The organism is Acidovorax sp. GW835-FHT14B10 (assembly GCF_058793725.1).
The window spans coordinates 70,854-83,682 of sequence record NZ_JBXAGC010000004.1; the positions used below are offsets into that span (position 1 = coordinate 70,854).

Sequence of the window (12,829 nt, forward strand, 5' to 3'; positions counted from 1 at the left end):
TGCGAGCGTGCAGGGCGTCTTTCCTACAATCGCCCCATGCAAGCCCTTCACTACACCCGCGCCGCGCCACTGCCCGACATCCTCGCCCAACGCATCGTCATCCTCGACGGTGCCATGGGCACCATGATCCAGCGCTTCAGGCTGGGCGAGGCGCAGTACCGGGGCGAGGGCTACACGGCCCCCGATGGCGCGGGCGACCGGTTCAAGGACTTTCCGCGCGACGTGAAGGGCAACAACGAGCTGCTCAGCATCACGCGGCCCGACGTGATCCGCGACATCCACGAACGGTATCTTGCCGCCGGGGCCGACCTGATCGAGACCAACACCTTCGGCGCCACATCAATCGCGCAGGAGGACTACAAGATGGCCCACCTGGCGCGCGAGATGAACCTGCGCTCGGCCCAGCTGGCCCGCGCCGCCTGCGACAAATACAGCACGCCCGACAAGCCCCGCTTCGTGGTCGGCGCCCTGGGCCCCACGCCCAAGACGGCCAGCATCAGCCCCGACGTGAACGACCCCGGCGCGCGCAACATCGATTTCGAGCAGCTGCGTGCCGCCTACTACGAACAGGTCGAGGCACTGGTCGAGGGCGGCGCCGACGTGCTGCTGGTCGAGACGATTTTTGACACCCTCAACGCCAAGGCGGCGCTGTTTGCCATCGACGAGTATTTCGAGAAGAGCGGCGAGCGCCTGCCCCTGATCATCAGCGGAACCGTCACCGATGCCTCCGGCCGCATCCTGTCGGGCCAGACCGTGACGGCCTTCTGGCACAGCGTGCGCCACGCCCGCCCGCTGGCCATCGGCCTCAATTGCGCCCTGGGCGCCACGCTGATGCGCCCCTATATCCAGGAGCTGAACCGCGTGGCGGAAGACACCTTCATCAGCTGCTACCCCAACGCCGGCCTGCCCAACCCCATGAGTGACACCGGCTTTGACGAGACGCCCGAGGTGACGAGCCGGCTGGTGCACGAGTTTGCGGCCGAGGGGCTGGTGAACATCGTGGGCGGCTGCTGCGGCACCACGCCCGACCACATTGGTGCCATTGCCCGGGCGGTGGCGCCGGTGAAGACGCGGCAACTGTTCTACCGGGAACCCGCCTGAGTGGCTGGAGCAGCGTGCCAAGCTGGTGCGCGCCGATTTCACCCAGGCCGTCGAAGAGCCCTGGCGCAGCCGTGCGCGGGAGTGGAACCGGGTCGCGTGGTGCCGCGGCCCTGCCGGTGGGGTGGCTGCGGTTTTACACCACCCCCTTGGCGCGCAGGGCGGCGATGCGCTGGTCGTCCACGCCCAGGCGTTCGCGCAAGACCTGCTCGGTGTGCTGGCCCAGGGCCGGTGGTGCATGGCGCAGGGTGGGCGGCGTGTCTGACAGGCGCATCGGGCTGGCCGTGGTCACCACGCGGTTGATGTGCTCGCCCGCTGGCGGCTGGGCGCCGGGGTAGCGCTCCTGCTCCACGCGCAGGCCCCGGTATTGCACCTGGGGGTCGTCAAAGGCCTGGCCGATATGGTTGATGGGGCCGCAGGGCACGGCCTTGTCTTCCAGCAGACGGACCCATTCGGCCATGGGCCGCGTGCGCGTGAGTGCGCTCATCATGGGGATGAGGGTGTCGCGGTGCCTGACGCGGCCGGCGTTGGTGGTGAAGCGCGCATCCTGCGCCCAGTCCACGCCGGCGGCGGCGCAAAAGCGCGCGAACTGCCCGTCGTTGCCGATGGCCAGCAGCACGTTGCCGTCCTGCGTGGGGAAATCCTGGTAGGGCACGACGCTGGGGTGGGTGTTGCCCTGGCGCTGGGGCACGCTGCCGGAGTTGAGGTATCCCGTGCCCTGGTTGGCCAGGATGGCCATGGCCACGTCCAGCAGGGCCATGTCGATGTGCTGGCCGCGGCCCGTGTGGTGGCGTGCTTCCACGGCGCTGAGAATGGCGCTGGTGGCGTACATGCCGGTGAACAGGTCGATCACGGCCACCCCCACGCGCAAGGGGCCGCCGCCGGGCTCGGCGTCGGCGTGGCCGGTGATGCTCATGAGCCCGCTCATGGCCTGCACCAGCATGTCGTAGCCAGCGCGCGATGCATAGGGCCCGGTCTGGCCAAAGCCCGTGACCGAGCAGTAGATCAGGCGCGGGTTGAGGCGGCTCAGGCTGGCGTAGTCCAGGCCGTAGCGCGCCAGGCCGCCAGTCTTGAAGTTTTCCACCAGCACGTCGCTCTGGCAGGCCAGTTCGCGGATGAGTTCCTGGCCCTCGGGCGTGGCCATGTCCACGGTGACCGAGCGCTTGTTGCGGTTGCAGGCGGCGAAGTAGCAGGCGTTGTCGGTGGGTGCGCCGGCCGCGTCGGCAAAAAAGGGCGGGCCCCAGTGGCGCGTGTCGTCGCCCTCGCCGGGCTTTTCGATCTTGATCACGTCGGCGCCCATGTCGGCCAGGTTCTGGGTGCACCAGGGGCCGGCGAGCACGCGCGAGAGGTCGAGCACGCGCAGGTGGCCCAAAGCCCCCACGCGTTGCGCCGCCGCACTGTGCGGGGCAGGGGAGGCAGGGGTGGTGGCGGAGGGGGTGGTGGCCATGGCGTCTTTCGGTGGTGCCTGTAGTGTGGCCTGCATCTGGCAGGCAAGGTCGCCATCCTAGAGCGGTGGCGCGCGCGGCGGCTTTGCTTTTGCTGAAGGCGGCGTTTGTGTCTGTGCAGGGCAGGGCCGAAGCACCGGGGCGCGGCCCCCGCCTCTCTACAATGCGCGCATGGCCATGCATTTCGATCTTGTAGACCTGCGCCTGATGGTGCACATCGCCGACGCCAACAGCATGACGCGTGGCGCGGAACTCTCTTTCATCTCCCTGCCCGCGGCCAGTACGCGCATCAAGAACCTGGAAGAAAGCATCGGCACCAAGCTGCTGTACCGCACCAGCCAGGGCGTGACGCTGACCCCGCCGGGCCAGGCCTTCGTGACCCATGCGCGCATGGTGCTGGGCCAGATCGAGCACCTGCGCGGCGACATGCAGGAGTATGTGCGCGGCATCAAGGGCCATGTGCGCGTGTTTGCCAACACCACCTCGCTGGGCGAGTTCCTGCCGCCCGTGCTGCGCCACTACCTGCGCCGCAATCCGGACGTGAACATCGACCTGCGCGAGCGCCTGTCGCACGACATCGTGCGCGCCGTGACCGAGGGGCAGACCGACATCGGCATCGTTGCCGGGCTGGTGCGCACCGAAAACCTGGAAACCCTGCCCTACCGCTGCGACCGGCTGGTGCTGGTGGTTCCCAAGGGCCATGCGCTGGACGGCGAGATGCAGATCGACTTTGCCGACACGCTGGATCTGGACTATGTGGGGCTGCACGAATCCAGCGCCATCCACGCCTTCTTGCGCCAGGCCAGCGACCAGCTGCACCGCCCGATCAAGCTGCGCATCCAGGTAAGCAACTTCGAGACATCGTGCCGCATGATCGAGGCCGGCGTGGGCGTGGGCGTGCTGCCCGAGTCGGCCGCCAGCCGCCACGCGCAAAGCATGGACATCGCCATCGTGCCGCTGTCGGACGCCTGGTCGGTGCGCGAGATGCAGATCTGCGTGCGCAGCCTGGAGGCCCTGCCCTCATTTGCCCAGGAGCTGGTGGAGCTGCTGGTGGCCGACGCGCAGGGGCGGCTGGAACTGAAGTGATGCGATTGAAAAAATAGCTGCTGGCACTTGCTGCACAAGCGCCAGAGCCACTTTTACCCGAAACTCACTCGATAGACTTCCAGGTCACCGGTGCCAGCCAGTACTTGAAGGTGCCGCTGGCCGTGGCCACCACCTGGCCCTGTTCGTCGATCAGCTGGCCCGCGCAGCTGCACAGGCTGCGCGTGGCATGCACCACCCACCCTTCGGCCAGCAGCGGGCCGCGGGCCGGGCGGTGAAAGCGGCTGGACATCTCCACCGTCACGGCGGTGGGCGATGGCGCATCCGGCAGCTGGCCCGCTGCGCGCGACATGACCGAGTCCAGCAAGGTCATGACCACGCCGCCATGCGCGGCCGGCAGCTGGTTGAGCAGCTCCTCGCGCAGGTGCGGCAGCCTCACATGCACCTTGCCCGGCGGTGCTGGCACCTGCGCGGCGCCGATCAGGCGCATGAAGGCGCTGCGGTCGGGCGGCGGCACTGCCCCGCCCTCTGCCTTGTCCGACACATCGGCGGCTGACTCGCCTGGCGCCTGGTTCATGCGTCGCGTGCCTCGCGCACCATGTTGCGCGCGATGATGATCTGCTGGATCTGCGTCGTGCCCTCGTACAGGCGGAACAGGCGCACGTCGCGGTAAAAGCGCTCGATGCCGTACTCGGCCATGTAGCCCGCACCGCCCAGGATCTGCACCGCACGGTCGGCCACGCGCCCGCACATCTCGGTGGCGAACATCTTGGCGCACGACGCCTCGGTGGAGACGTTGTGCCCGTCGTCACGGCGGCGCGCGGCGTCGATGGTCATGCACTCGGCCGCGTACAGCTCGGCCTGGCTGTCGGCCAGCATGGCCTGCACCAGCTGAAAGTCGCAGATCGCCTGGCCAAACTGCTTGCGCTCCAGCGCGTAAGCCAGCGCATCGCGCAGCATGCGCTTGGCCACGCCCACGGCCACCGCGGCGATGTGGATGCGGCCTTTCTCCAGCACCTTCATGGCGGTCTTGAAGCCGCGGCCCTCCTGCAGGCCGATCAGGTTGGCGGCCGGCACCCGGACGTTGTCGAAGATCACGTCGCAGGTGTGCGCGCCGCGCTGGCCCATCTTCTTGTCGTATTTGCCGAAGCTGATGCCGGGCGTCTTGGCGTCCACGATGAAGGAGGACACGCCGCCCGCGCCCTTGTTGTCGGGGTTGGTGCGGGCCATCAGCGTGAACATGCCGGCGTGCGGCGCGTTGGTGATGTAGCGCTTGGTGCCGTTGACGATGTAGAAGTCGCCGTCCTTGGTGGCGGTGGTGCGCAGCGATGCGGCGTCCGACCCCGCCTCGGGCTCGGTCAGCGCAAACGAGGCAATCACCTCGCCGGTGGCCAGCTTGGGCAGCCACTCGGCCTGCTGCTCGGGCGTGCCGTCCATCAGGATGCCTTGCGAACCGATGCCCACCGTGGTGCCGATGATGGAGCGGAAGGCTGGCGCGGTCTGGCACAGCTCCAGCAGCACGCGGCATTCCTCTTCCATGGTCAGCTCCAGTCCGCCGAACTTTTCGGGGATGGTCATGCCGAACAGGCCCAGGTTGCGCATCTCCTGCACGATGGATTCGGGAATTTCATCGGTCTCGGCCACTTCGTTCTCGGCCGGCACCAGGCGTTCGCGCACAAAGCGGCGCACGCTGTCGAGCAGGGCTTCCAAAATTTCTGGATCGCGGATCATGGTCAGGGTTCTTTCAATGTTCAGAGGGTTTCGGCCGTGCCCAGCACGGCGGTGGACTGGCTCGACAGCGTGCCGCCATTGCCGTGTACCACGGCCGTGCGGTGCTGCGGGAGCTGGCGCGCGCCAGCCTCGCCGCGCAGCTGGCGCACGGCCTCGATCAGCGCAAAGATGCCGTACATGCCCGGGTGCACGCACGACAGGCCACCGCCATTGGTGTTGACGGCCAGGCGCCCGCCGGGCGCAATGGCGCCGCCCTGCACGAAGGCGCCGCCCTCGCCCTTGGCGCAAAAGCCCAGGTCTTCCAGGAACAGCAGGGTGTTGATGGTGAAGGCGTCGTACACCTGGGCCATGTCCATGTCGGCCGCCGTCAGGCCCGCCATCGCAAAGGCCTGCGCGCCCGACTGCGCCGCACTGGTCGTCGTCAGGTCGGGCATGCAGGAGATCTGGCGGTTCCAGATGGCCGTGGCATTGCCCAGCACATAGACGGGAGGATTGGGCAGGTCGCGCGCACGCTCGGCACGCGTGAGCACGATGGCACCGCCGCCATCCGTCACCAGGCAGCAGTCGCGCACGGTGAGTGGGCTGGCCATCGGCCGGGCCGAGAGCACGTCCTCGATGGTGAGCGGGTCGCGCATGAAGGCCTCGGGGTTGCGCTGCGCCCAGGCGCGCGCGGCCACGGCCACCTCGGCCAGCTGTTCGCGCGTGGTGCCGAATTCGTGCATGTGGCGTGCGGCGGCCAGTGCGTAGGCCGCGACGGGCAGCACCGGCTCATAGGGATGCTCGTAGGGCTGCGGGTCCAGAAAGCGCCGCGCGGCCACGCCTTCCTTGCGCCCGAACGTGGCCGAGCGCTGCGCACTGCCGTAGCACACGAGCACGGCCTTGCACTGCCCGGCCTCCAGCGCGCGGATCGCGGGCAGCAGGTGGGCGATGAAGCTGCTGCCCCCGATCATCGTGCCGTCCACGTAGGTCGGGTTGATGCCCAGATGCTCGATGACCGGCATGGTCCACATGCTGGCGTTCACGCTGCACGTGGCCAGGCCGTCGATATCCTGCATGGTCAGACCCGCATCGGCCACGGCCGCGTGCGCGGCACGCACCAGCAGCGTCATGTCGTCCATGCCGGCCGCCTCGCCACAGCCATAGGTGGCGGCGCCGACAATGGCCACGCGGCCGCGCAACGGGCGGTTCACGGCGGCGGCATCCAGATGGGATTGCGGAATGCGGCTCATGCGGCACCCCCTTGCACGGCGGGCTGGAACAGCACCAGGCCGCGTCCGTCCTTTTGCGCCACCTGGGCCTGCACGCGCAGGCCAATGCGCACCGCTTCGGGCGCCACGCCTTCCACGCGGCTCATCATGCGCACGCCCTCGTCGAGGTCGATCAAGGCCACGTTGTAGTTGCCGCCCGCATCCGCCTTGCGCGCGATGGTGGTGGTGGAATAGACGGTGCCCAGGCCGCTCGCGCGCACCCAGCGCAGCGGGCTGGCGCCGCAGTGCGGGCACAGCTCACGCGGTGTGAACACATGGTGGTGGCACTGCGGGCAGTGCTGCAGGCAAAAACGGCCGGCATTCAGCTCGGCCTGGTAGTGGGTTTGTGCGCTCAGGTGCATGGTGGCGTTCTCGCGGGAGCTGTCATAGTGGTCGCCAGCATGCCCGCATCGCCACAGCACTTCAATTCGGCAATCTGAAAGGGCGTCTTCAGTGGGGGGGGCGGCCGCGTGCCTGTAGGCTATGCCATTGCATGGCTGCCGGTGGTAGCAAAGCGCTCCAGGATGAGGTCCCGGATCCGGCTAGCGGCCGGCGTGAGTGCAAACTGGCGCGGCCACACCATGTTCAAGTGCGTGCGTAACTCGGGGCCGTCGAGGGGAACCAGGCGCGGCAACTCCGCCCCCCTCAGTTGCCCAAAACTCCGCGGCGCAAACGCTACCCCCAGGCCGCGCTGCGCCATCAGCAGCATGGGCAGGGTCTCGCCGCCCCAGTACACCACGTTGGGCACGAACCCGGCTTGCTGGCAGGCACGCAGCACCATATCGGAGATGCCGGTGCCCAGCGGCGATCGGTGCAGCAGAAAGCGGTCATGGCGCAGGTCTGCCAAGCGCACCCTGTCGCGTCCCGCCTGCGGGTGGCCCGGCGGCAGCGCCAGCCACAGCGGCTCGTCCATGATGACCCGCGTCTCCAGCTCGGGCGCAACGTACTCGCTGCGCGAGATGATCAGATCCAGGCCACGCTCGCGCAGGCGCTGCAGCATGTAGCCCGCCTCGCCCTCCTGCACATGAACCGTGATGTCCAGCCCGCTGGCGCGCAGATCCTCCATCACGCCGGGTATGACGAACAGGCTGGCCGCCGTGGCGCAGCCGATGTGCACGCTACCGCGCGCACCCTGTTCGGCCTCGCGTAACTCGCGGCGTATGGTCTGCAAGCTGGCCAGCAGCGCCTTGGCGCGCAGGTAGAACAGCTCGCCCGTCGCCGTGGGTGCCAGCCTGTGCCCGCTGCGATCGAACAGCGTGACGCCCAGCTCGTCCTCCAGCTTGCGCAGCAGGATGCTCAGCGGTGGCTGTGTCATGTGCAGGCGCGTGGCTGCGGCCGACACGCTGCCTTGCTCGTAGACGGCGACAAAGCATTTCAGGCGGTGCTCATCCATATATTTTCTGAATAAAAAAACACTTTATATATATTAGACATTTATAAGATGCTTTCCTAGACTCCTGTCCATACAACAACCCGCGGCCCATTGCGCCGCCACAGGAGACATGGATATGCGCCCCATTCGTCGCCAGGTCATGGGCCTGGCAGCCACTCTTTGCCTTATCCCCTTGCTGGGCCTGCAAGCAGCCCACGCCCAGGCCGAATGGCCGAAACGCACCATCAAGGTCATCGTGCCCTACCCCGCGGGCGGTTCGGCCGATGCCATGGGGCGCATGGTGGCCAACAAGCTGGGCAAGGCGCTCAAGGCCAGCGTGGTGGTGGAGAACATTCCCGGTGGCGCCACCGTGCCCGGTGCGCTGACCACCCTGCGCGATCCAGCGGATGGCCATACGCTGTTCATGGCCAGTGACAACACGCTGAACGTCAACCGCTGGCTGCTCAAGGATGTGCGCTACGACGGGGATCGAGATTTCACCCCCGTCACCGTGCTCAACACCTACCCGCACTGGCTGATCGTCAACCCCCAGGGGCCATACAAAAGCCTAGACGACCTGGTGAAGGCGATTCGGGCCAGCCCGGGCAAGGTGTCCATCAGCGTCAACACCATCGGCGGCGCGGCGCATCTGGCGCTGGACAACTGGCGCCGGCAGAACGGACTGCATTTTGAAATCGTGCCCTACCGTGGTTCGCCCCCAGCCATCACCGACCTGATCGGCGGCCACACGGATGCGCATGTCGACGTGGTGGGCTCTTCCATCGCTCACGCACGCGGTGGACGCGTACTGCCCGTGGCCGTGCTGCAGGGCACGCCGGTCAGGGAGTTTCCAAATGCTGTCGTGCAAGACCCCAAAGATCCCAAGGCCCTGCTCGTGCAGTCCAACCTGTCGGTGGTGATGCGCACCGGCACGCCACAGGCGGTGCTGGACAAGATTTATGCCGTATTGCAGACGAGTGTCAAGGACGAGGACTTCGCCAACACCCTGACCATGCTGAGCCTGGCCCCCGTGCTGCTGGAGCCTGCCAAGGCCAAGGTCTTTCTGCACCAGGAGACCCAGCGTTACGGCGTGCTGGTCGAGAAGTCGGGCCTGGAAAAGCAGTAAGAGAGCAACGTCATGAAATTTGTCATCGCCCTGATGCGCCACGAGACGAATACCTTCTCCCCCCTCCCCACCGTGCTTGGCGACTTCCGCCGCGGCACCGGCGCAGGGCCGGCCTACGGCGACGCGGCACGCCAAGCCTGCGAGGGTACGAAGAATGCCGCCACCGCCTATCTGGACATGGCGCGCGAGCTGGGGGCCGAAGTGGACTTCGCGGTCTATGCCAATGCCGTGCCCAGCGGCGTGGTGACGCGCGAGGCCTTTGAGGGTCTGTGCGACACCATCGTGCGCAGCGCCTCCCAGGGCTGCGACGCCGTGCTGCTGGACCTGCATGGCGCCATGGTGGCCGAGGGCTACCCAGATGCCGAGGGCGAACTGCTGCGCCGCCTGCGCGCCTGCACCCCGCCGGGGCTGCCGATCGGCGTGGCGCTGGACTTCCACGCCAACTTCAGCAGCGAATTAATCCGCAATGCCACGGTGATTGCCGGCTACTGCACTTATCCGCATGTGGACATCTATGAGACCGGCGCCCGCGTAGCGCGCAGCATACGCGCGCAGCTGGAGGGCCACAGCCAACCCGTACTGCTGTGGCGGCGCCTCCCCATGCTGACGCACATGCTGCGCCAGACGCCGGCCATGCAGCCCATGAAGGACATCATGGACCGGTCCCTGCAGGCCGAGCGCGATGGCGAGGTATGCAATGCCTCCATCTTCGGCGGCTTTCCGCTGTCCGACATCCCCTATGCGGGCCTGTCCGTGGTCATTGCTACCGAACGCGGCAAGCTCGAGGACGGCGAACGCCTGCTCAATGAGCTGTGCGACCTGGCCTGGTCGCGCCGCGCGGACTTTGTGTTCCCGAGCGAGCCCGTGCCCGCATCCATCGCCCATGCCAAGACCTTGCGTGAAGGCCCGGTGCTGCTCATCGACCATGGCGACAACTGCGGCGCCGGCGGTGTCACCGACATCATGGACGTGCTCGAAGAAGTGCTCAGGCAAGGCCTGGAAGACGTGGTCGCCGGCCCGTTTTGGGACCCCGCCACGGTGGCCACGCTGTTCGAGCGCGGCGTGGGCGCCGAGGTCACGGTGGACGTGGGCGGCAAGACCGACATGCCGGCCCTGGGGCTGAAGGGACGCCCCATGCGCCTGACCGGTGTGGTCGAGCGCCTGACGGATGGCGAATACACCGTCACCGGCCCCATGTTTACGGGCGTGCGCCAGAGCCTGGGCCGTACCGCCGTGCTGCGCGTGGGTTCGGTGCTGGTCTTCATCTGCGAGCGGCCGCAGGAGCCGTACGACACGGGCGTGTTCACCCATGCCGGCGTGGACCCGGCCCAGTGCAAGTATGTGCTGCTCAAGTCGCGCCAGCATTTCCGCGCCGGCTTTGGGCCCTTTGCCAAGCATGTCGTGCTCGTCAGCGGGCCCGGCGTGTGCAGCTCGGACTACGATCTGTTTCCGTTCCAGCACCTGAGCCGCCCCATGTACCCGCTGGATGCCGACGCCACCCCCGCCGAGGGCGACAGCTGGGTACCGGCCGTCGCCTGAGCGCCTGAACCCTAGCAACCACTATGCAGGAGCTGTTGTACCCCGCCGCGGTTGTGCTGCTGGGCTATGTCGTACTCGGCATCACGGGCTTCGGCTCGGCTCTCGTCATCGTGCCCCTGCTGGCCTGGCGCTGGCCCCTGCCCGAGGTGGTGCCCCTGGTGCTGCTGCTCGATGTGCCGGCATCGCTGCTGCTGGGCGGGCTGAACCTGCGCCACGTGAACTTTGCCGAGTTGCGGCGCCTGCTGCCGGGCATGGTGGCCGGCGCCCTGGCCGGACTGTGGCTGTCCAGCCAGCTGGCCAGCCGCTGGCCCCTGCTGGCCCTGGGCCTGTATGTGGCGGTGGTGGGCGCACAGGCGCTGCGCACCGCACCGCCACGGCGCCAGCACCTGGCCGCCCCCTGGGGCTATGCCGCGGGCGGCGCGATGGGCCTCGTGGAAATGCTGTTCGGCACCGCCGGTCCGCTGGTAGTGGCGTGGCTCGCCCGGCGCCTGCCCGACGTGCATGTACTGCGTGCCAGCACGCCCATAGTGATCACCGTCAGCGCCGGCGCGGCATTGCTGACCATGGGCTGGGCGGGCCGCCTGTCCCAGGCTGATCTGTGGTGGCGCTGGCTGGGCCTGGTGGGCGTTGCGGCCTGCGGCGTGGTGATCGGCAACCGCTGGGCGTGCCGCGTATCACCCGAGTTTTTGCGCAGGGCGATCTGCTGCCTGCTGGTGATCAGCGGGCTGGCACTGGTGGCGCATGCCCTCAAGATGAACTAGCTCCAAGGAGCCGCTTTGAGACGTATATCCACCCATTTCGCGCCATAAAACCATCAATTTCACCATCCGAAGGAGTCAGGAGACATGCTTTATTCATCGATTGCCAAAATCACGGCCATTGCGCTGGGTTCCGTATTGCTGACCCACGCTGCCATCGCGCAAGACCCATCCAATACGAATACGCCGATCAAGATCATCATCGGTTTTCCCGCCGGCGGGGCGCTGGACAACATGTCGCGCGCCCTGGCGGAAAAGCTGCGCACCGATTGGGGGAGAACGGTCGTCGTGGACAACAAACCCGGCGCCAGCACCCATATTGCCCTGATGGCGGTGAAACGTTCGCCCGCGGATGGCAATACCATTTTGATCAGCCCCGCTCCGCCGTTTGTCACGCACCCCCTGACCTACGACAAACTGCCGTTCGACCCCGACAAGGATCTGATCCCTGTGGCGCATCTGGCCGACACGCCCCTGGTAGCCACCACCTCCGCCAGCAGCCCCTATTCGTCGATGCGTGAATACCTGGACTGGGTGAAAAAGAACCCCAAGGAAACCGGGGTGGGCATGGTGACGCTGGGTGGGGTGTTTCATTTCGGCCTGCTGCAGTTGAATCAGCAAACGGGACTGAATTTGACGCCCGTCGCCTACAAAGGCGCGCCCCCCATGCTGACCGATGAAATCGGCGGCGTGCTTCCCGTCGGCATGGATACGGTGGCTTCTGCTGGTGAACTGGTGAAGGCCGGGAAAATCAAATACTTGGGTGTTCCTGGCATGGAGCGCTCCAAACTCATTCCCAACGTCCCCACTTTTCTCGAGCAGGGAGTGCCGGGGTTTGAACACGCAACCGGCTGGTATGCGGCCTTTGTTCCCGCTGGCACGCCCCCATCCGTGGTGGGCAAGCTGGAAAAGACGATGATCAAAATCATGCAAGACCCCGAGATTTCCGCCAGAATGACCCAGATCGGCCTCGTCACCACCGGCAGGCCGGGTGCCGAGGTCGCAAAGCTGGCCAAGACGCAGCGCGAGGCATCGCGGCCCATGGTCGAACAGTCGGGCTTCCGGGCAACGCAATAGTTTGTCGGGCATGACCCGTTCCATCCCGCAGCTTTCACCTCTGCCGGGGTGGGGCTTGGCGGACTGCCAGGCCTGTTCTCTTCGAATCGCATTGGGCTGACATCGCCAGTGTCGAGGGGTGGTCCATCATGCGCACGTCCTCGCCCAGGTCGATCAGGGCCACGTTGTAGTTGCCGCCCGCATCGGGCTTGCGCGCCATCGTGCTCGTGGAATAGACCGTGCCCAGGCCGCTCGCGTGCACCCAGCGCAGCGGGCTGGCGTCGCAGTGCGGGCACTGCTCGCGCGGCGTGAACACATGGTGCTGGCACTGCGGGCAGTGCTGCAGGCAAAAACGGCCGGCATTCAGCTCGGCCTGGTAGTGGGTTTGTGCGCTCAGGTGCATGGGTGGCTGG

At 67.0% G+C, this 12,829-nt stretch carries 13 protein-coding genes; 6 read left to right on the forward strand and 7 right to left on the reverse strand.

Going from position 1 to position 12,829, the window contains the following annotated elements; translation table 11 throughout:
- Window positions 1–36 precede the first annotated feature (36 nt).
- Entirely contained in the window at window positions 37–1,101 is a 1,065-nt protein-coding gene (locus AC1Q5S_RS04990) for a homocysteine S-methyltransferase family protein (protein ID WP_492238428.1), read from the forward strand.
- Between the two features lie 133 nt (window positions 1,102–1,234).
- Here the strand turns inward: AC1Q5S_RS04990 and AC1Q5S_RS04995 are convergent, their stop codons facing one another.
- Entirely contained in the window at window positions 1,235–2,545 is a 1,311-nt protein-coding gene (locus tag AC1Q5S_RS04995) for a CaiB/BaiF CoA transferase family protein (RefSeq protein ID WP_492238429.1), read from the reverse strand.
- Between the two features lie 169 nt (window positions 2,546–2,714).
- On the opposite strand from AC1Q5S_RS04995, the gene AC1Q5S_RS05000 reads away from it, so the two are divergent.
- The gene (locus tag AC1Q5S_RS05000) at window positions 2,715–3,629 is read left to right on the forward strand and encodes a LysR substrate-binding domain-containing protein (RefSeq protein WP_303832772.1); all 915 of its coding nucleotides are present in this window, start codon (window positions 2,715–2,717) and stop codon (window positions 3,627–3,629) included.
- Window positions 3,630–3,693: 64 nt separating this feature from the next.
- Here AC1Q5S_RS05000 and AC1Q5S_RS05005 read toward each other — a convergent pair whose 3' ends face one another.
- The 5 genes from AC1Q5S_RS05005 to AC1Q5S_RS05025 form a co-directional block, all read right to left on the reverse strand.
- On the reverse strand, window positions 3,694–4,077 hold the full coding sequence (locus tag AC1Q5S_RS05005) for a PaaI family thioesterase (RefSeq protein WP_303832821.1): 384 nt from the start codon (window positions 4,075–4,077) through the stop codon (window positions 3,694–3,696).
- A gap of 83 nt (window positions 4,078–4,160) precedes the next feature.
- Window positions 4,161–5,318, reverse strand: coding sequence for an acyl-CoA dehydrogenase family protein (locus AC1Q5S_RS05010; RefSeq protein ID WP_303832770.1), 1,158 nt, complete (start codon window positions 5,316–5,318; stop codon window positions 4,161–4,163).
- A 20-nt stretch (window positions 5,319–5,338) separates the two neighbouring features.
- A complete protein-coding gene (locus tag AC1Q5S_RS05015) occupies window positions 5,339–6,547 on the reverse strand; it encodes a thiolase family protein (RefSeq protein WP_303832769.1) in 1,209 nt (402 codons plus the stop codon).
- On the reverse strand, window positions 6,544–6,927 hold the full coding sequence (locus AC1Q5S_RS05020) for a Zn-ribbon domain-containing OB-fold protein (protein WP_303832768.1): 384 nt from the start codon (window positions 6,925–6,927) through the stop codon (window positions 6,544–6,546). The genes AC1Q5S_RS05015 and AC1Q5S_RS05020 overlap by 4 nt, the downstream gene beginning before the upstream one ends.
- Window positions 6,928–7,046: 119 nt before the next feature.
- Window positions 7,047–7,958 carry a LysR family transcriptional regulator gene (locus AC1Q5S_RS05025; protein WP_303832767.1) on the reverse strand — a complete coding sequence of 304 codons (912 nt, stop codon included), beginning with the start codon at window positions 7,956–7,958 and terminating at the stop codon, window positions 7,047–7,049.
- Between the two features lie 109 nt (window positions 7,959–8,067).
- On the opposite strand from AC1Q5S_RS05025, the gene AC1Q5S_RS05030 reads away from it, so the two are divergent.
- From AC1Q5S_RS05030 to AC1Q5S_RS05045, 4 genes are all read left to right on the forward strand, one after another.
- Window positions 8,068–9,063 carry a Bug family tripartite tricarboxylate transporter substrate binding protein gene (locus tag AC1Q5S_RS05030; RefSeq protein WP_492238430.1) on the forward strand — a complete coding sequence of 332 codons (996 nt, stop codon included), beginning with the start codon at window positions 8,068–8,070 and terminating at the stop codon, window positions 9,061–9,063.
- 12 nt (window positions 9,064–9,075) lie between these two features.
- A complete protein-coding gene (locus AC1Q5S_RS05035) occupies window positions 9,076–10,602 on the forward strand; it encodes a M81 family metallopeptidase (RefSeq protein ID WP_303832765.1) in 1,527 nt (508 codons plus the stop codon).
- A gap of 23 nt (window positions 10,603–10,625) precedes the next feature.
- Window positions 10,626–11,363, forward strand: a complete 738-nt coding sequence (locus AC1Q5S_RS05040; protein WP_492238431.1) for a sulfite exporter TauE/SafE family protein — start codon at window positions 10,626–10,628, stop codon at window positions 11,361–11,363.
- A gap of 84 nt (window positions 11,364–11,447) precedes the next feature.
- The gene (locus AC1Q5S_RS05045) at window positions 11,448–12,437 is read left to right on the forward strand and encodes a Bug family tripartite tricarboxylate transporter substrate binding protein (RefSeq protein WP_303832761.1); all 990 of its coding nucleotides are present in this window, start codon (window positions 11,448–11,450) and stop codon (window positions 12,435–12,437) included.
- 34 nt (window positions 12,438–12,471) lie between these two features.
- Here AC1Q5S_RS05045 and AC1Q5S_RS05050 read toward each other — a convergent pair whose 3' ends face one another.
- Window positions 12,472–12,819, reverse strand: coding sequence for a Zn-ribbon domain-containing OB-fold protein (locus tag AC1Q5S_RS05050; RefSeq protein ID WP_492238432.1), 348 nt, complete (start codon window positions 12,817–12,819; stop codon window positions 12,472–12,474).
- Between the last annotated feature and the right edge of the window lie 10 nt (window positions 12,820–12,829).

What these genes read in the sequence shown, in the direction of transcription:
- AC1Q5S_RS05050 (WP_492238432.1), bottom strand. Translation starts at nt 12,819, where the DNA reads ATGCACCTGAGCGCACAAACCCACTACCAGGCCGAGCTGAATGCCGGC.
- AC1Q5S_RS04990 (WP_492238428.1), top strand. Translation starts at nt 37, where the DNA reads ATGCAAGCCCTTCACTACACCCGCGCCGCGCCACTGCCCGACATCCTC.
- AC1Q5S_RS05015 (WP_303832769.1), bottom strand. Translation starts at nt 6,547, where the DNA reads ATGAGCCGCATTCCGCAATCCCATCTGGATGCCGCCGCCGTGAACCGC.
- AC1Q5S_RS05030 (WP_492238430.1), top strand. Translation starts at nt 8,068, where the DNA reads ATGGATATGCGCCCCATTCGTCGCCAGGTCATGGGCCTGGCAGCCACT.
- AC1Q5S_RS04995 (WP_492238429.1), bottom strand. Translation starts at nt 2,545, where the DNA reads ATGGCCACCACCCCCTCCGCCACCACCCCTGCCTCCCCTGCCCCGCAC.
- AC1Q5S_RS05025 (WP_303832767.1), bottom strand. Translation starts at nt 7,958, where the DNA reads ATGGATGAGCACCGCCTGAAATGCTTTGTCGCCGTCTACGAGCAAGGC.
- AC1Q5S_RS05040 (WP_492238431.1), top strand. Translation starts at nt 10,626, where the DNA reads ATGCAGGAGCTGTTGTACCCCGCCGCGGTTGTGCTGCTGGGCTATGTC.
- AC1Q5S_RS05005 (WP_303832821.1), bottom strand. Translation starts at nt 4,077, where the DNA reads ATGCGCCTGATCGGCGCCGCGCAGGTGCCAGCACCGCCGGGCAAGGTG.
- AC1Q5S_RS05000 (WP_303832772.1), top strand. Translation starts at nt 2,715, where the DNA reads ATGGCCATGCATTTCGATCTTGTAGACCTGCGCCTGATGGTGCACATC.
- AC1Q5S_RS05020 (WP_303832768.1), bottom strand. Translation starts at nt 6,927, where the DNA reads ATGCACCTGAGCGCACAAACCCACTACCAGGCCGAGCTGAATGCCGGC.
- AC1Q5S_RS05045 (WP_303832761.1), top strand. Translation starts at nt 11,448, where the DNA reads ATGCTTTATTCATCGATTGCCAAAATCACGGCCATTGCGCTGGGTTCC.
- AC1Q5S_RS05010 (WP_303832770.1), bottom strand. Translation starts at nt 5,318, where the DNA reads ATGATCCGCGATCCAGAAATTTTGGAAGCCCTGCTCGACAGCGTGCGC.
- AC1Q5S_RS05035 (WP_303832765.1), top strand. Translation starts at nt 9,076, where the DNA reads ATGAAATTTGTCATCGCCCTGATGCGCCACGAGACGAATACCTTCTCC.